The sequence below is a fragment of the Burkholderia pulmonis genome, from assembly GCF_984667975.1.
The window spans coordinates 281,288-298,724 of sequence record NZ_OZ480186.1 but is presented as its reverse complement, the minus strand read 5'-3'; the positions used below and the strand labels follow the sequence as shown (position 1 = coordinate 298,724).

Below are 17,437 nucleotides of genomic sequence, written 5' to 3'. Positions count from 1 at the left end.
AAGATTAACGGCATTTGCCCGCAGATGAACGCGGCTTTACATGCTTTTACATGATGTAACGCATCATCGCGCCCTGTTTCCTGTTGCGCCGCCGCAATTCGCCCCGGATTCCAACCGATGGGCGGCGGGTTTGCCCCAGTGCTACCATCGCTTAAAACCGGCCAATATGCCGGCCACTGCCGACGCGTCCACAAGACGCCAGAAGCAGTCGAGTTTTGGTGATCCCAAACTGGGTGGAGGAGACAGTTAATGAATGCCCCGCTAGACGCAGGCCAACGCGCGTCGCTGGAAGCCGCGCTGAAGTCCGTCACGCTAGATGACAAATACACACTGGAACGCGGTCGCGCGTACATGAGCGGCATCCAGGCCCTCGTGCGCCTGCCGATGCTCCAGCAGGAACGCGACCGCGCCGCCGGTCTCAATACGGCCGGCTTCATCTCCGGCTACCGCGGCTCGCCGCTCGGCGGCCTCGATCTGTCGCTCTGGAAAGCCAAGCAGCACCTGGCCGCCCACCAGATCGTATTCCAGCCCGGCCTCAACGAAGATCTCGCCGCCACCGCCGTGTGGGGCTCGCAGCAGGTGAACCTGTACCCCGGCGCGAAGCACGACGGTGTGTTCGGCATGTGGTACGGCAAGGGCCCGGGCGTCGATCGCACCGGCGACGTCTTCAAGCACGCGAACTCGGCCGGCTCGTCGCAGCACGGCGGCGTGCTGGTGCTCGCCGGCGACGACCACGCGGCGAAATCGTCGACGCTCGCGCACCAGTCGGAACACATCTTCAAGGCCTGCGGGCTGCCCGTGCTGTTCCCGTCCAACGTGCAGGAGTATCTCGATTTCGGCCTGCACGGCTGGGCGATGAGCCGTTATTCGGGCCTGTGGGTGGCGCTCAAGTGCGTGACGGACGTCGTCGAATCGTCGGCATCGGTCGACATCGACCCGCATCGCACCGAGATCGTGCTGCCGACCGACTTCATCGTGCCGGACGGCGGGCTGAACATCCGCTGGCCCGACCCGCCGCTCGTGCAGGAAGCGCGGCTGCTCGACTACAAGTGGTACGCGGCGCTCGCCTATGTGCGCGCGAACAAGCTCGACCGGATCGAGATCGATTCGCCGAACGCGCGCTTCGGGATCATGACGGGCGGCAAGGCGTACCTCGACGTACGCCAGGCGCTGACCGACCTCGGCCTCGACGACGACACCTGCGCGCGGATCGGCATCCGGCTCTACAAGGTCGGCTGCGTGTGGCCGCTCGAAGCGCAGGGCGCGCAAGCCTTCGCGCGGGGCCTCGACGAAATCCTGGTCGTCGAGGAAAAGCGCCAGATCCTCGAATACGCGATCAAGGAAGAGCTGTACAACTGGCCGGACGGCCAGCGGCCGCGCGTGTTCGGCAAGTTCGACGAAAAGGACGGCGCCGGCGGCGAATGGTCGGTGCCGATGGGCAACTGGTTGCTGCCCGCGCACTACGAGCTGTCGCCCGCGATCATCGCGAAGGCGATCGCGACGCGCCTCGAGAAGTTCGAGCTGCCGTCCGACGTGCGCGCACGCATCGCCGCGCGGCTCGCGGTGATCAACGCGAAGGAAATGGCGCTCGCGAAGCCGCACGTGCAGACCGAGCGCAAGCCGTGGTTCTGCTCGGGCTGCCCGCACAACACGTCGACCAACGTGCCGGAAGGCTCGCGCGCGATCGCCGGCATCGGCTGTCACTACATGACCGTGTGGATGGACCGCAGCACGAGCACCTTCAGCCAGATGGGCGGCGAAGGCGTGCCATGGATCGGCCAGGCGCCGTTCACGGACGAGAAGCACGTGTTCGCGAACCTCGGCGACGGCACCTACTTCCACTCGGGCCTGCTGGCCGTGCGCGCGGCGATCTCGTCGAAGGCGAACATCACCTACAAGATCCTCTACAACGACGCCGTCGCGATGACGGGCGGCCAGCCGGTCGACGGCGTGCTGACGGTGCCGCAGATCACGCACCAGCTCGCGTCCGAAGGCGCGAAGAAGATCGTGATCGTCACCGACGAGCCGGAGAAGTACGACAGCCAGAAAGCGCTGCTCGCGCCGGGCGTGACGATTCATCACCGCGACCAGCTCGACGACATGCAGCGCGAACTGCGCGAGATCGAAGGCACGACGATCCTGATCTACGACCAGACCTGCGCGACCGAAAAACGCCGCCGCCGCAAACGCGGCACGTACCCGGACCCGGCCAAGCGCGTCGTGATCAACGACGCGGTGTGCGAAGGCTGCGGCGACTGCTCGGTGCAGTCGAACTGCCTGTCGGTCGAACCGCTGGAAACCGAATTCGGCACGAAGCGCCAGATCAACCAGTCGAGCTGCAACAAGGACTTCTCGTGCGTGAAGGGCTTCTGCCCGAGCTTCGTCACGGTCGAGGGCGGTCAGTTGAAGAAGCCGAAGGCCGTATCGGTCGACGGCAGCGCGCTGCCGCCGGTTCCGGAACCGACGCTGCCCGACATCGACCGCGCGTACGGCGTGCTCGTGACGGGGGTCGGCGGCACGGGTGTCGTGACGATCGGCGCGCTGCTCGGGATGGCCGCGCATCTGGAAAACAAGGGCGTGACCGTGCTCGACGTCACCGGCCTCGCGCAGAAGGGCGGCGCCGTGATGAGCCACGTGCAGATCTCGCACGCGCCGACCGACATCCACGCGACGCGGATCGCGATGGGCGAAGCCGACCTCGTGATCGGCTGCGACGCGCTCGTCACGGCCGGCGACGAGTGCACGTCGCGGATGCGGCACGACACGACGCGCGTGGTCGTCAACAGCGCGCAGACGCCGACCGCCGAGTTCATCAAGAACCCGAACTGGTCGTTCCCGGGCCTGTCCGCGGAGAATGACATCCGCGCGGCGGCCGGCGAAGCGGTCGACTTCATCGACGCGAACCGCTTCGCGGTCGCGCTGCTCGGCGACGCGATCTACACGAACCCGTTCGTGCTCGGCTACGCATGGCAGAAAGGCTGGCTGCCGCTCACGCTCGCGTCGCTCGAACGCGCGATCGAGCTGAACGCGGTATCGGTCGAGAAGAACCGTGCGGCCTTCGACTGGGGGCGCCGCGCCGCGTACGACCTGGCCAGCGTGAAGCAGGCCGCGGCCGGCGATGCACGCCCCGCGCAAGGCGCCACGGTGATCGCGCTGCACACGAAGAAAGCCGTCGACGCACTGATCGCGAAGCGCGTGGAATTCCTCACCGCGTACCAGAACGCCGCGTACGCGTCGCGCTATGCGGCGTTCGTCGACAAGGTGCGCGCCGCCGAGCGCGCACTGGCCGACGGCGACACGGTGCAGGAACAGCTGACCGAAGCGGTCGCGCGCAACCTGTTCAAGCTGATGGCGTACAAGGACGAATACGAGGTCGCGCGGCTGCAGTCCGACCCCGCGTTCCTCGCGCGCCTGACCGCGCAGTTCGAAGGCGACTGGAAACTGAAATTCCACCTCGCGCCGCCGCTGTTCGCGAAGACGGACGCCCACGGCCATCTCGTGAAGAAGGCGTACGGCCCGTGGATGATGTTGGCATTCCGGCTGCTCGCGAAGGCGAAGTTCCTGCGCGGCACGGGGCTCGACCCGTTCGGCCGCACCGAGGAGCGCCGCACCGAACGCGCGCTGATCGGCGAGTACGAAGCGCTGATCGGCGAGGTGACGGCCAAGCTGAACGCGGCCAACCGCCCGCTCGCGCTCGAGCTCGCGGCGCTGCCGGACGGCATTCGCGGCTACGGCCACGTGAAGGAGAACAACCTGCGCGCGGTACGGCAGAAGTGGGACACGCTGCTCGCGAAGTGGCGTTCGCCGGCAGGTGGCCAGTCGCACCAGCAGGTCGCGTAACGGCAGTACATGGCAAGGCGTCCGCGGTCAGGACGCCCGCCCGCACCGCCCGTTCGGTCCGCACGAAAAAAAACGCCACGGAACGCAGGTTCCGTGGCGTTTTTCATGGCGCCGCGCGTCAAGCGCGGCACACGCGGGCGTGGACTTACTTCGTGTTCACGTTCGCGGCGGCAACGGCCGTCATGTTGATGATCCGGCGCACGGTCGCGGCCGGGGTCAGGATGTGGGCCGGCTTCGCTGCGCCGAGCAGGAACGGGCCGACCGTCACGCCTTCGCCGCCGACCATCTTCAGCAGGTTGTACGCGATGTTCGCCGCTTCGACGTTCGGCATGATCAGCAGGTTCGCTTCGCCCGTCAGCGTCGTGCCGGGGAACGCCTGCTTGCGGATCATTTCCGACAGCGCCGCGTCGCCGTGCATTTCACCGTCGACTTCCAGGTTCGGTGCACGTTCGGCGATCAGCTTGCGGGCCTCGGCCATCCGGCGCGACGACGCCGACGGCGCGCTGCCGAAGTTCGAGTTCGACAGCAGCGCGGCCTTCGGCGCAATGCCGAAGCGCTCGATCTCGGCCGCGGCCTGGATCGTCATGTCGGCGAGCTGTTCGGCGCTCGGCAGCTCGTTCACGTACGTGTCGCACACGAACAGGTTGCGGCCCGGCAGCATCAGCAGGTTCATCGCGGCGAAGTGCTCGGCGCCCTTCGCGCGGCCCAGCACCTGCTCGATGAACTTCAGGTGGCTGTGGAACGTGTCGATCATCCCGCAGATCATCCCGTCCGCGTCGCCCAGGTGGACGAGCATCGCGCCGATCAGCGTGTTGAACTTGCGCATCGCGGCCTTCGCGACTTCCGGCGTCACGCCGTCGCGCGCGCCGATTTCCTGATACGCCTGCCAGTAGCGGTGGTAGCGCGCATCGTCTTCCGGATCGACGATCTCGAAATCGACGCCGGCCTTCAGCTTCGAGCCGATCTTCTGCAGGCGCATGTCGACGACCGACGGACGGCCGACGATGATCGGCTTCGCGATCTTTTCCTGCAGCACGAACTGCGCGGCACGCAGCACGCGCTCGTCCTCGCCCTCGGCGAACACGATGCGGGCCTGCTTCTTCTTCGCGGTCGCGAACACCGGGCGCATCACCATGCCGGTGCGGTAGACGGTCGCGCCGAGCTGCTCGCGGTACGCGTCCATGTCCTGGATCGGGCGCGTGGCGACGCCCGAATCCATCGCGGCCTGCGCGACGGCCGGCGCGATCTTGATGATCAGGCGCGGATCGAACGGCTTCGGGATCAGGTAGTCCGGCCCGAATTCGAGCGAGTGGCCTTCATAGGCCTTCGCGACTTCCTCGCTCTGGTCGGTTTCCTGGGCCAGCTCCGCGATCGCGCGCACGCACGCGAGCTTCATTTCTTCCGTGATCGTCGTCGCGCCGACGTCGAGCGCGCCGCGGAAGATGAACGGGAAGCACAGCACGTTGTTGACCTGGTTCGGGTAGTCCGAACGGCCGGTCGCGACGATCGCGTCCGGACGCACGGCCTTCGCGTCTTCCGGGCGGATTTCCGGTTCCGGGTTCGCGAGCGCCAGGATCAGCGGCTTGTCGCCCATCGTCTTGACCATGTCCTGCTTCAGCACGCCCGCGCTCGAGCAGCCGAGGAACACGTCCGCGCCGACGATTGCGTCAGCGAGCGTGCGCGCGTCGGTGGTCGCCGCGTAGCGCTGCTTCGACGGGTCGAGGTTGCCGCGCCCTTCGTAGATCACGCCCTTCGAATCGGTGACGAGGATGTTCGACTTCGTCAGGCCGAGGTTCACCAGCAGGTCCAGACACGCGATGGCCGCGGCGCCGGCGCCCGAGCACACGAGCTTCACTTCGGACAGCTTCTTGCCGACGACCTTCAGGCCGTTCAGGATCGCGGCCGACGCGATGATCGCGGTGCCGTGCTGGTCATCGTGGAAGACGGGGATCTTCATGCGCTCGCGCAGCTTCTGCTCGATGTAGAAGCATTCCGGCGCCTTGATGTCCTCGAGGTTGATGCCGCCGAGCGTCGGCTCGAGCATCGCGATCGCCTCGACGAGCTTGTCGGGGTCGGACTCCGACAGTTCGATGTCGAACACGTCGATGCCCGCGAATTTCTTGAAGAGGCAGCCCTTGCCTTCCATCACCGGCTTCGCGGCCAGCGGACCGATGTTACCGAGGCCCAGCACGGCCGTGCCGTTCGTGATGACGCCGACGAGGTTGCCGCGCGACGTGTACTTCTGCGCGTCGAGCGGATCGGCGTGGATCGCCTCGCACGCGGCCGCGACGCCCGGCGAATACGCGAGCGACAGATCGAGCTGGTTCGACAGCGGCTTGGTCGGGGTGACCGAAATCTTGCCGGGTTTCGGGTTCAGGTGATAAGCGAGAGCGGCCTGCTTCAGTTGTTCGTCCATGATTGACCTGCGAGAGACATGCGAAATATTGACGGCTCAGTACACAGCACCTTCGGCCGCGTCTGCTTGAATCGAGGGGATGGTCGACTGCGAGACGGCACGCGGCGCGCCGGGTCGGCACGCCATCGAACCTTGGCGGGTGGCAAGAGGAAAGTACAAAGTACTGAACGATTTCTAAGGGTCGCCTAGTGTACACCCCCTAAATGACGTCCGTTGCTGCAGCGCCGCATCTCCGGCATCAGCACGGATGCGGTCCGCCCCCGTTTGTTTCGCCGGTGGTGAGCGGCGCGGCGAACCTGCGCGAATTCCGCCGAAAACCGGCCTGAATCGGGTAAAATAGCGGGCTACGCGCGCAGCGATGCGATTGGCCCTCCGATCGCGCCCCGGCCCCTCGGGCAGGTTCCCCTTGCTGCGCCACCGGGCCCGCGCCCGCTCCTCGCTCAACACCCAAGGAATGCCCATGACAGGCTACGATCGTCAGTCGATCTCGGATACGACCGCCAAAATCCTGCTCGAAGTGCAGGCGGTGCACTTCAACGCCGAAAAACCGTTCATCTTCACGTCCGGCTGGGCAAGCCCCGTCTATATCGACTGCCGCAAGCTGATCTCGTATCCGCGCGTGCGCCGTGCGCTGATGGAAATGGCTGAAACGACGATCACGCGCGACATCGGCTTCGAGCAGATCGACGCGGTGGCGGGCGGCGAGACGGCCGGCATCCCGTTCGCGGCCTGGATCGCGGACCGCATGATGGTGCCGATGCAGTACGTGCGCAAGAAGCCGAAGGGTTTCGGCCGCAACGCGCAGATCGAAGGCCATCTGGAAGAAGGCTCGCGCGTGCTGCTGGTGGAAGACCTGACGACCGACAGCCGCAGCAAGATCAACTTCGTCAACGCGCTGCGCACCGCCGGCGCGACGGTGAACCACTGCTTCGTGCTGTTCCACTACGACATCTTCAAGGAAAGCGTGTCGGTCCTGAAGGACATCGACGTGGACCTGCATGCGCTGGCCACGTGGTGGGACGTGCTGCGCGTCGCGAAGGCATCGGGCTACTTCGAGACGAAGACGCTCGACGAAGTCGAGAAATTCCTGCACGCGCCGGCCGAGTGGTCGGCTGCACACGGTGGCGCAACGGCCCCGAAGGAATGACGCCGCGCCGGCGCGCATGCCGGCGCCCTGGCTGAAAAAGCCGCCCGCTTCATTGCGGGCGGCTTTTTTTTCGTGCTTCGCCCCGCACGATGACCGATCGCAATCGTGCGTGGCGGTGTGCGTCGCTCATCGAACCCTAATGCTAGACTTGATCCATCGCCGCCATCAGCTGCGCGGGCAACGCACAACGCCAACAATGCCGGGAGCATCGACCCGGCCCTCGTGACGGGAGAAGCGCCATATGCGTGTGGATCGCCGGATCACTCCGCCTGCGCCATCGGGTCGCCCGTCTCCGTTCATCCGCTTCGCCCTCCTCTGCGCCGCCGTCTTCGCGGCGCTGCCCGCGCAGGCGGAAGGCCCGTTCACCGTGACGAGCGACGACCTGACGCCCGGCGCCCGCGTGCGGGCCGCGAACGTGTTCGACCGCGGCGACTGCAAGGGCGCGAACCGCTCGCCGCAGCTCACGTGGCACAACCCGCCGCCCGGCACGCGCGGCTATGCGGTCACGCTCTTCGATCCCGACGCGCCCGGGCATGGCTGGTGGCACTGGGCCGTCGCAGGCATCCCGGCCACCGTCACGAGCCTGCCGGCCGACGCGAGCGCCTCCGGCTTCCTGCGCCGCCTCGGCGCGAGCGAGGCGCGCAACGACTTCGGGATCGACGGCTACGGCGGCCCCTGCCCGCCGCCCGGCAAGCCGCATCGCTACGTGATCACCGTCTACGCGCTGAAAGGCACCGACCTGCGCGTGTCGCAGGGCCGCCCCGCACCGATGTTCGAGCACGAGATCGACACGCTCGCGATCGGCACCGCGCAAATCACGGTCACTTACGGGCAGTAGCGGACGTCGCGCATTCCAGTGCGGCGCACGCATGCGTTTTCCCGTCATTTCGGCTTGCTAGACTCGGCGTCACCGGTCGCGGCATCCCCCGCCGCGCATCCGTCGCGCCGCCCCCCCGCCGGCGACGCGTGACGCGGCGAGCCTGCGGTCCCGCCGTTCCTGTTCCTTTCCGGAGAACGCTTCATGTCGAACATCGTCATCGTCTATCACAGCGGCTACGGTCACACGCAGAAACTGGCCGAGGCCGTGCATGCCGGCGCGCAGGACGCCGGCGCGAACGTGCGCCTGATCGCCGTCGGCGACCTCGACGACGCGGGCTGGGACGCGCTCGACGCGGCCGACGCGATCGTCTTCGGCGCACCGACCTACATGGGCGGCCCGTCGGCCCAGTTCAAGCAATTCGCCGATGCCACGTCGAAAGCGTGGTTCACGCAGAAATGGAAGGACAAGATCGCCGCGGGCTTCACGAACTCGGCGACGATGAACGGCGACAAGTTCTCGACGATTCAATATTTCGTCACGCTGGCGATGCAGCACGGGATGGTGTGGGTCGGTACGAGCCTGATGCCGGCCAACTCGAAGGCCGCCACGCGCAACGACATCAACTACCTCGGCGGCTCCACGGGCCTGCTCGCGCAGTCGCCAGCGGATTCGACGCCCGACGAAGGCCCGCTGCCCGGCGACCTCGAGACCGGCAAGGCATTCGGCCGGCGCGTCGCGGAAGCCGCCGCACGCTGGGACGCCGGCGCCCGCTGAGCATGCCCCGGCGCCCGTGTCGACGGGCGTCAAAGGGTCACAAGACGGCCCGCCGGCCGTCTTTTTTCACCCCGCGCGCTGCAGGGTCGCCGGATGACGTCTTAAAATGGCGGTTTCAGGGCGCGGGCCCCGTTTCATTCAGTGAGAGCGCGAAATGAGCACCAAAGTTTTTGTCGACGGCCAGGAAGGCACGACCGGCCTCAAGATCTTCGAATACCTGTCGGCACGCAGCGACATCGAGATCCTGCGCATCGATGAAGCGAAGCGCAAGGATGTCGACGAGCGCCGTCGCCTGATCAACGCGTCGGACGTCACGTTCCTGTGCCTGCCGGATGTCGCGTCGCGCGAATCCGCATCGCTCGTCGAGAACCCGAACACGATACTGATCGACGCGAGCACCGCGTTCCGCACCAGCGCCGACTGGGCCTACGGCCTGCCGGAACTGACCCGCGCACAGCGCGAGAAGATTCGTACGTCGAAGCGCATCGCCGTGCCCGGCTGCCACGCGTCGGCGTTCGTGCTCGCGATGCGTCCGCTCGTCGATGCGGGCATCGTCGCGCCGACGTTCGCCGCACACAGCTACTCGATCACCGGCTACAGCGGCGGCGGCAAGTCGATGATCGCCGACTACGAGAATGCGGCGCCGGGCGGCAAGCTCGCGAGCCCGCGCCCGTATGCGCTCGGCCTCGCACACAAGCACCTGCCGGAAATGGCCGCGCACACGGGCCTCGCGAACGCGCCGATCTTCACGCCGATCGTCGGACCGTTCCTGAAGGGCCTCGCGGTGACGACCTACTTCACGCCCGAGCAGCTCGCGAAACGCGCGACGCCGCAGGACGTGCAGCGCGTGTTCGCCGAGTACTACGCGGACGAGGCGTTCGTGCGCGTAGCGCCGTTCGATGCGGATGCGAACCTCGACGGCGGCTTCTTCGACGTGCAGGCGAACAACGACACGAACCGCGTCGACCTGTTCGTGTTCGGCAACGCGGAGCGCTTCGTCACGGTCGCGCGCCTCGACAACCTCGGCAAGGGCGCATCGGGCGCCGCGATCCAGTGCATGAACCTCAGCATCGGCGCAGCCGAAGACGCGGGTCTCAAACGCTGATTCAGCATCGCATGCAATGCAAAGCCGGCCACTGGCCGGCTTTTTATTTACCCGCATCAGGCAATATATAAAAAACGTTGCGCCGCGCATTTACAAATATTTACAAGCTTTCCGTTGCGCGATTACCAGTGAATTAATCCCACCCCCTCTTTATCCAGTCAATCCCCAATAGGGATAAACCGGATACCGCCGCTTTAAACGCTGCCGTTATACGCAGGAAGGCGTTTTGAAAGCGTGCCGGACGTCGCGGATCCCCCACTCCAGCAGCTTTTGGCGGCCCCTCGCGCGTTTAAATTCTTACCAAATAGCCTGTCAGGGAAGGATTCAAAACACGTCTCGCGTTTCAATCGCCTTTTTTAGACGGGTTCATCAATTGACAGCAAAAATCAAGGCGGCGACATTAGCTCGCACAATTAAACGATTGGAGACAGCGGCATGTCGCACGCCTTATCGAAGGGGGTGGCAACGGCCTTTGCCATTGCCCCTTTCCTGGTTGCATGTGGTGGGGGGGACGGCGGCGCACCCGCGCCGATCAATACGCCCCAATGTTCCGGATCGAGTTGCGGCACGCAAGGGCCGCCGCCTTCGCAGCCCGTCAACGGCTCGCTGTGCCCGGCCAACGCCGACATCGTGAAGAGCACGTATCTCGGCGGTGCAGGTAGCGGCGAGATCGTCAGCGTCAACATCGACGCGGTCGCGATGACGTACACGCTCAAGTGGCTCGAATCGCCGATTCCGCTCGCAACCGGCACGGTCACGCCGAGCCGCGCCGGCACGACGATCACCGGCAACGTTATCCATCCGCCGACCGGCACGCTGCCGACCGCCGAGCAGACGCGCTGCGCGTTCGTGCTCACGCCGGGCACGGGCCCCGCGGCGAACGGCTCGACCTATTCGACGGCCGCCGACTTCAACCCGGCGAACCCGCCGATGCTGCTCGTCGGCATGGGCGTCGCCGGTGGCGGCATTCCGGGTGCGACGGTTCAGTACAACGGGTTGACGATCATCCCGGGCGTGATCCAGAACGTCGGCCAGGTACCGAACCGCCACTTCGATTTCTACCCGTTCCTCGGCTTCTCGAACACGACGACGGATATCTCGAAGCTGCCGGGCACGTACAACGCGCTGCTCTATCACCTCGTGCCGTCGGGCAACTACGCGACGAAGGGCGTCAATTCGAACGAAACGTTCGATGCGAACGGTGCATGCACGTCAACGGCCTCCGGCGGCTGCCTGACGACCGGCAACGCGTGGACGGCAAACACCGCGAACGGCGGCTACTTCGACAGCGCGAAGGCGCCGCAGATCCTGCCGCAGACGCAGTTGCCGCTGATCGGCGCGACCGGCAAGTCGGCGACCGCACACATGGTGATCGGCCAGCTCAACGGCGCGACGGTCCCGGTGATCGTGCGCACGGGCAACGTGAACCTCGGTACGGCGCCGCTGCACACCGACGCGCAGGTCGACGACGAATCGGGCATCGCGGTGCTCGGCGCGGCGACGGCGATCCAGTCGGGCGCGATCGACGGCGGCTACGCGGGCGCGGACTCGAACTTCAAGTACACGGCTGCGCTGATCCGCGGCAGCAACGCGTCGTTCATCAACCCGACCACGCAGGCCGAGGAAGACGGCTTCACGCTCGACTACGGTCAGGCAACGCCGGGCCTGCTGAACGCGACGACGACACCGCCGAGCGGCGCGACCTACCCGTCCGCATCGGGCGTGGTGATCGCGACGGGCGGGCTGTACGCGGCGCTGATCCAGGGCACGGTGAATGGCGGCGTCACGTCGACGTCGGCAAATTCGACGACGTCGTCGACACCGTACTTCGGCGTGGGCGCGCAGATCAGCAAGTAGCGGACGAGGACGCGGCGGCGGTCAGCCCGCCGTCGCGGAACGCACGACGCGCGCGGCACGGCGCAGGCAGGACGAGCACAACCAACAGAAGCGGCCGACAGGGAGCTGGCCGCCGCACAAGACAAATCTGGAGGAGCAACATGAAGCGCAACCTCATTCTGGCGGCGGCCCTTGCCGCCCCCCTTCTTTCCGCCTGCGGCGGCGGCGACGACAATCCGCCCCCGCTCGTCGAAGACCGGCTCTGCCCTGCCTCGCTCGACTACACCACCGTATTTACGGGCGGCGCGGGCAGCGGCGAACTCGCGAAGGTCCAGCTCGACACGACCAAGATGACCTGGCAGGTGACGTACGTCGAATCGCCGGTGCCGCAAACGACCGGCACCGTCACGCCGACCCGCGCGGGCACCGTCGACAGCGGCACGCTCACGCAGGAAACGCTGCTGCCGACCACCAAACTGAACCAGTGCGCGTACCGCCTGAACGGCGCGAGCCTCGACCCGACGCGCCCGGCGCGGATCTTTGTCGGCATGGGTGTCGCGGGCGGCACGATCCCCGGCAAGGAAATCCAGTTCAACGGCGTGCTCGGCCAGGCCGCGGTGCCCGATACGAAATTCCCGTACTACCCGTTCATCGGCTTCTCGTCGATCGAAACCAATATCGCGAACGTCGCGGGCACGTACAGCCATGTCGGCTTCGGCGAAGTGCCGTCGCAGAACTTCGCGCCCGCGTCGATCGACGCGAAGGTGACGATCAACGCGGACGGCTCGTGGACCAAGTGCGACACGACCGGCCAGTTCGCCGGCGGCGCATGCACGCAGCAGGGCTCGAACTTCGTGCTGTCGGCGGACGGCAGCGGCGCATTCCAGTCGAACAACTACCAGAGCCAGCTGAAGCCGACGCTGTCGTCGACGCCGCAGGGCAAGGGCTTCATGATCGTCGGCAAGCTGCGCAACCAGCTCGTGCCGATCCTCGTGCGCACGGGTGTCGCGAACCCGAATCCGACTCCCGACAGCAACGGCGTGCCCGGCCTCACCGCCGATGACGAATCGAGCATCTCGATCCTCGCGCCGCAGACGGCGGTCTCGGTAGGCTCGCAGAACGGCGAGTACATCGGCGTCGACAGCCAGTTCGACTACCGGACCACCGCGCTGATCAACAACCAGGCCACGCTGCTCGATCCGTTCAACGCGTCGCAGGCATCGCTCGCGACCGCGCTCAACCTCGACTACACGCAGGCGGTGCCGGGCACGGTCACGACGACCCACGTGGGCGCGAGCAGCACGACGCCGACCGGCAAGTTCATCTTCACGGGTGGCGTGTTCGGGTTCCTCGACAACGCCGGATCGACGCCGTATTTCACGATCGGCGCATTCGTCCAGTAAGCGGAGGGGAAAGCCGTGATGAAGAAAACCCTTCTCTGCGCGGCGGCCGGCGCCGCCGCGCTGGCGCCGCTCGCTGCGTACGCGCAGAGCGCCGGCAGCAACGTCGTCACGCTGGGCTGGTTCCACGTCATGCCGCAGCAGAGCAGCACGCCGATGACGACCAACGTCGCGCCGACGCCGATCAACACGCCGCTGCGGCTGCCGCCGTCGTTCACGTCGCCGGGCACCGGGCTGCGCACGAGCGGCGCCGACACCGTCGGCCTGACGATCAGCCACTTCCTGACCGACCACATCGCGGTCACGTCGGTGGCCGGCGTGCCGCCGGTGTTCAAGGTGTCGGGCCAGGGCACGATCACGCCGCCGGGACCTGCCGGCGCGCTCGGCACGCAGAACATCGGGCTGGGATCGGTCAACCCGATCGTGAAGAGCGTGCGGCAGTGGAGCCCGGCGGTGATCCTGCAGTACTACTTCGGGCAGGCGACCGCGAAGTTCCGGCCGTTCCTCGGCCTCGGCGTGTCGTACAACTGGTTCAGCGACCTGCAGCTCAACACGAACTTCATCAAGCAGACGCAGGACAACCTCGGCGCGATCCTCGCGGCGGGCGCGGGCAAGCCGGGTACGACATCGGTGGAAGCGAAGGCATCGTCGTCCTGGCAGCCGGTGTTCAACGCGGGTCTGCAGTACAACATGACGGAACATTTCGGGCTGATCGCGTCGGTCACGTACATCCCGCTGAAGACGACGTCGACGGTGACGATCAAGGCAGCCGACGGTTCGGTGCTCGCCGAGTCGAAATCGGACCTGAAGGCCGACCCGATCATCAGCTACGTCGGGATGACGTACAAGTTCTGACGCCGGCCGCAGCCGGCGAATGGATAGCCGCGACAAAATCGCAGGCAAAAAAAAGCCCGCCTAAGAGGCGGGCTGAATCCATATCAGAGGAGACATGGAGGAGACAGGTGCAACTATAGCGAATCGGTTTCCGCAATGCAACATTTCCGTAGAGAAAATAAGGATTTTCCCTCGAATGTCGCCTCTAGTTTGTTATTGCGGTATCTGACCCCTTCCCGTTCTCCCTGTCGAGCACCTCGCCCAGCGCGTCGCGCAGCAGTGCGACGGGCCGCACCAGCCGGCCCGGCAGCGTGCCGTGCACGATCCACACGTTGATCCGCGTTTCCAGCCCCGCCGTTTCCACGACCCTCAGCGCATCGCGATGCGCGCTGCGCGCCAGCGCGTTCGGCGGCGCGATGCCGATACCGGCGCCGCGCGCGACGAGCGACAGCTGCAGCTCCGAGCCGAATGCCTCGACCGCGACATCGAACGGCAACCCGGCCGCCCCGAGCGCGCGGCTCAGCGCCGAACGCATCCCGCAGCCATCCTGGCTCAGCACCCACGGAAAACGCGCCAGCATGTCGAGCGACAACGGGCCGTCCGGCAGCGGAAAGTCGCGCGCGGCGACGAGCACCGTCGGCTGGGTGGCGAGCAGCGTCGCCGTGAACGTGTCGGGCAGCATCGCGGTCGCCGGCACCATCACCGCCGCGACGTCGAGCGCGCCGCGCTCGATGCCCTGCATCAGCGCCGGCGACCAGCCGGCCGTCACGCGCAGCGTGAGGCGCGGAAACGCGTCGCGCAGCCGGTCGATCGGCCGCTCGAGCGCCAGCTCGGACAGGAACGGCGGGACGCCGATTCGCAGCTCGCCCGACGGCTCGCTGTCCGGCGCGCCCGCCGCCATCAGCTCGTCGACCGCGCCCAGCACGTTGCGCGCGAGCGCGTAGACATCGCGCCCGGCGGCGGTCGGCTTCAACGGCTTGCTCTGCCGTTCGAGCAGCGGCAGGCCGAGCAGCGTTTCGAGGTTCTGCACGCGCCGCGTCAGGCCCGGTTGCGTCAGATGGAGCTTCGCGGCCGCGGCGACCATCGACCCGCTGTCGACCACCGCGACGAACGCCAGGAGATCACGCGTATTCAAAACAAACTCGCATAATCATGTTAGACATATTTCAATTGTCGCATAAACATCAGACACCTACGATGGGAATTCCTTCGACCCATCTCCCAGGCTTCCGATGAACTGCCCTGCCACCCGCTGCCCCGCCTCCGCTCCCCCGTCCGTCGCCGCGCCGCCCGCGCTGAGCACCGGGATGACGCTGTTCTTCGCCGCGACGGTCGGCGTGATCGTGATGGACCTGTTCGCCGCGCAACCGCTGACGGGCCCGATCAGCGCGGACCTGCACCTGCCGCCCGGGCTCGCCGGCCTCGTCGCGATGCTGCCGCAGCTCGGCTACGCGGCCGGGCTCGTGCTGCTCGTGCCGCTGGTCGACCTGCTCGAGAACCGCCGCCTGATCGTCGCGACGCTCGTCGCCTGCGCGGCCGCGCTCGCCCTGCCCGCATTCACGCGGTCAGGCACCGTATTCCTGCTGGCGACGCTGGTGGCCGGCGCCGCGTCGAGCGTGATCCAGATGCTCGTGCCGATGGCTGCGTCGATGGCGCCCGAGGCGCAACGCGGCCGCGCGGTCGGCAACGTGATGAGCGGGCTGATGCTCGGGATCCTGCTGTCGCGGCCGCTGGCGAGCCTGATCGCGGGCTCGGCCGGCTGGCGCGCGTTCTACCTGCTGGCCGCGCTCGCGAACGCGGCGATCGCCGTCGTGCTCGCGCTGCGCCTGCCGGCGCGCACGCCGTCGATCACGGCCGGCTACCGCGCGCTGCTCGCGTCGATGGGGCGCCTGCTCGCCGACGAGCCGGTGCTGCGCCGGCATGCGCTGTCCGCCGCCCTCGCGATGGCCGCGTTCAGCGCGTTCTGGACCGCCGTCGGGCTGCGGCTCACGCAGGCGCCGTTCGGGCTCGACCTGCACGGGATCGCGCTGTTCGCGTTCGCCGGCGCCAGCGGGGCGATCGTCACGCCGCTGGCCGGCCGCGCCGGCGATCGCGGCCACGGCCCCACCGCGCAGCGGATCGCACACGGCACGATGCTCGCCGCGCTCGTCGTGCTCGGGATCGCGGGCGCCGGCTGGTTCGGCTTCGATGCGCATGCGCATCGCGGCATCGCACTCGCGCTTTTGGCCGGCGGTGCAGCGCTGCTCGACGCGGGCGTCATCGTCGACCAGACGATCGGCCGCCGCGAGATCAACCTGCTGAACCCGGCCGCGCGCGGACGCCTGAACGGGCTGTTCGTCGGACTGTTCTTCGTCGGCGGCTCACTCGGCGCGGTGCTCGCAGGCAGTGCATGGGCATGGGGCGGATGGAGCGCGGTATGCGGCGTCGGGTTCGCGTTCGCCGGCGCAGCCGCCGTGTTCGGGATGACGGCCGGACGCGGGATCGGCGCCGCGACGCTGACGCGCCCGCGGGCATGAACGGCCGGGTCGCGACGCAGCCGCCAAAAGCCGAACGCCCCGCCCTCTTGCGAGGGACGGGGCGTTCGGTGTGCCGGAATCAGCGAAAATCAGTGACGGACCAGCGCCATCATTGCGCCGAAGCCGACGAACAGCCCGCCCGTCAGCCGGTTGAACACCTTCGCGACGCTCTGGCTCTTCAGCGTCGCGCCGATGCGCGTGCCGAACGACGCGTAGACGAGATACCAGCTCACCTCGATCACCGCGAACGTGACGACGAGGATGCCGAACTGCGGCAGCGTCGGCTCGGCCGCGTTGATGAACTGCGGCAGCAGCGCGGCCGCGAACAGGATCGCCTTCGGGTTGCTGCCTGCCACCAGGAATCCATTGCGGAACAACGTCCAGCGCGACGCCGGCGCCGCCTGGCGCGCGACGGTGTCGACGTCGGCGGCCGGCGTGTCGTCGTCGACGCGTGCGCGCCACGCCTTCACGCCGAGATAAACGAGGTAGGCGGCGCCCGCGAAGCGCAGCGTGTTGAACATCGCCGGCCAGGCCTCGAGCACCGCGCCCAGGCCCGCCGCCGAGACCGACAGCATCAGCACCAGCGCGCTCAGGCAGCCGGCCATCGTCGATGACGAACGCCGCAGCCCGTGCCGCGCGCCGTGCGTCATCACGAGCAGCATGTTCGGGCCCGGAATCGCCGACACGACGAACACCGTCGCCACGAAAAGCCACCACGTATGCAAATTCATGACCGCCTCTGCCTGATA

General features: G+C 67.1%; 12 protein-coding genes. 9 read left to right on the top strand and 3 right to left on the bottom strand.

The annotated features are described in order from the left end of the window. The first annotated feature begins 249 nt into the window (after positions 1 to 249). Positions 250 to 3,840 (top strand): indolepyruvate ferredoxin oxidoreductase family protein, encoded by a 3,591-nt coding sequence (locus AC5LXK_RS01345; RefSeq protein WP_493390025.1) that lies wholly within the window; start codon positions 250 to 252, stop codon positions 3,838 to 3,840. A gap of 145 nt (positions 3,841 to 3,985) precedes the next feature. Here the strand turns inward: AC5LXK_RS01345 and AC5LXK_RS01340 are convergent, their stop codons facing one another. Beyond that, positions 3,986 to 6,256, bottom strand: a complete 2,271-nt coding sequence (locus tag AC5LXK_RS01340) for an NADP-dependent malic enzyme (protein WP_493390024.1) — start codon at positions 6,254 to 6,256, stop codon at positions 3,986 to 3,988. Positions 6,257 to 6,716: 460 nt separating this feature from the next. On the opposite strand from AC5LXK_RS01340, the gene AC5LXK_RS01335 reads away from it, so the two are divergent. The 7 genes from AC5LXK_RS01335 (at position 6,717) to AC5LXK_RS01305 (ending at position 14,193) form a co-directional block, all read left to right on the top strand. Beyond that, positions 6,717 to 7,403, top strand: coding sequence for an orotate phosphoribosyltransferase (locus tag AC5LXK_RS01335; RefSeq protein WP_011546659.1), 687 nt, complete (start codon positions 6,717 to 6,719; stop codon positions 7,401 to 7,403). Between the two features lie 241 nt (positions 7,404 to 7,644). Continuing rightward, entirely contained in the window at positions 7,645 to 8,241 is a 597-nt protein-coding gene (locus AC5LXK_RS01330; protein ID WP_493390023.1) for a YbhB/YbcL family Raf kinase inhibitor-like protein, read from the top strand. 183 nt (positions 8,242 to 8,424) lie between these two features. After that, positions 8,425 to 8,997, top strand: coding sequence for a flavodoxin family protein (locus tag AC5LXK_RS01325; RefSeq protein ID WP_493390022.1), 573 nt, complete (start codon positions 8,425 to 8,427; stop codon positions 8,995 to 8,997). A gap of 154 nt (positions 8,998 to 9,151) precedes the next feature. Then, positions 9,152 to 10,102: an N-acetyl-gamma-glutamyl-phosphate reductase gene (argC, locus tag AC5LXK_RS01320; protein ID WP_493390021.1), complete on the top strand. Its 951-nt coding sequence runs from the start codon at positions 9,152 to 9,154 to the stop codon at positions 10,100 to 10,102. A 435-nt stretch (positions 10,103 to 10,537) separates the two neighbouring features. After that, on the top strand, positions 10,538 to 11,959 hold the full coding sequence (locus tag AC5LXK_RS01315; RefSeq protein WP_493390020.1) for a DUF2957 domain-containing protein: 1,422 nt from the start codon (positions 10,538 to 10,540) through the stop codon (positions 11,957 to 11,959). A gap of 140 nt (positions 11,960 to 12,099) precedes the next feature. Continuing rightward, on the top strand, positions 12,100 to 13,341 hold the full coding sequence (locus AC5LXK_RS01310) for a DUF2957 domain-containing protein (protein WP_493390019.1): 1,242 nt from the start codon (positions 12,100 to 12,102) through the stop codon (positions 13,339 to 13,341). An 18-nt stretch (positions 13,342 to 13,359) separates the two neighbouring features. Next, positions 13,360 to 14,193: an OmpW/AlkL family protein gene (locus tag AC5LXK_RS01305; RefSeq protein ID WP_493390018.1), complete on the top strand. Its 834-nt coding sequence runs from the start codon at positions 13,360 to 13,362 to the stop codon at positions 14,191 to 14,193. A 184-nt stretch (positions 14,194 to 14,377) separates the two neighbouring features. Here AC5LXK_RS01305 and AC5LXK_RS01300 read toward each other — a convergent pair whose 3' ends face one another. After that, positions 14,378 to 15,307, bottom strand: coding sequence for a LysR family transcriptional regulator (locus AC5LXK_RS01300; RefSeq protein WP_493390017.1), 930 nt, complete (start codon positions 15,305 to 15,307; stop codon positions 14,378 to 14,380). 97 nt (positions 15,308 to 15,404) lie between these two features. On the opposite strand from AC5LXK_RS01300, the gene AC5LXK_RS01295 reads away from it, so the two are divergent. Then, entirely contained in the window at positions 15,405 to 16,688 is a 1,284-nt protein-coding gene (locus AC5LXK_RS01295; RefSeq protein ID WP_493390016.1) for an MFS transporter, read from the top strand. 89 nt (positions 16,689 to 16,777) lie between these two features. Here the strand turns inward: AC5LXK_RS01295 and AC5LXK_RS01290 are convergent, their stop codons facing one another. After that, the gene (locus AC5LXK_RS01290) at positions 16,778 to 17,419 is read right to left on the bottom strand and encodes a LysE family translocator (protein WP_175846883.1); all 642 of its coding nucleotides are present in this window, start codon (positions 17,417 to 17,419) and stop codon (positions 16,778 to 16,780) included. Positions 17,420 to 17,437: the final 18 nt, after the last annotated feature.

Coding starts and splice junctions, on each gene's coding strand:
- AC5LXK_RS01345 (WP_493390025.1), top strand. CDS start 250: ATGAATGCCCCGCTAGACGCAGGCCAACGCGCGTCGCTGGAAGCCGCG.
- AC5LXK_RS01340 (WP_493390024.1), bottom strand. CDS start 6,256: ATGGACGAACAACTGAAGCAGGCCGCTCTCGCTTATCACCTGAACCCG.
- AC5LXK_RS01335 (WP_011546659.1), top strand. CDS start 6,717: ATGACAGGCTACGATCGTCAGTCGATCTCGGATACGACCGCCAAAATC.
- AC5LXK_RS01330 (WP_493390023.1), top strand. CDS start 7,645: ATGCGTGTGGATCGCCGGATCACTCCGCCTGCGCCATCGGGTCGCCCG.
- AC5LXK_RS01325 (WP_493390022.1), top strand. CDS start 8,425: ATGTCGAACATCGTCATCGTCTATCACAGCGGCTACGGTCACACGCAG.
- argC (WP_493390021.1), top strand. CDS start 9,152: ATGAGCACCAAAGTTTTTGTCGACGGCCAGGAAGGCACGACCGGCCTC.
- AC5LXK_RS01315 (WP_493390020.1), top strand. CDS start 10,538: ATGTCGCACGCCTTATCGAAGGGGGTGGCAACGGCCTTTGCCATTGCC.
- AC5LXK_RS01310 (WP_493390019.1), top strand. CDS start 12,100: ATGAAGCGCAACCTCATTCTGGCGGCGGCCCTTGCCGCCCCCCTTCTT.
- AC5LXK_RS01305 (WP_493390018.1), top strand. CDS start 13,360: ATGAAGAAAACCCTTCTCTGCGCGGCGGCCGGCGCCGCCGCGCTGGCG.
- AC5LXK_RS01295 (WP_493390016.1), top strand. CDS start 15,405: ATGAACTGCCCTGCCACCCGCTGCCCCGCCTCCGCTCCCCCGTCCGTC.
- AC5LXK_RS01290 (WP_175846883.1), bottom strand. CDS start 17,419: ATGAATTTGCATACGTGGTGGCTTTTCGTGGCGACGGTGTTCGTCGTG.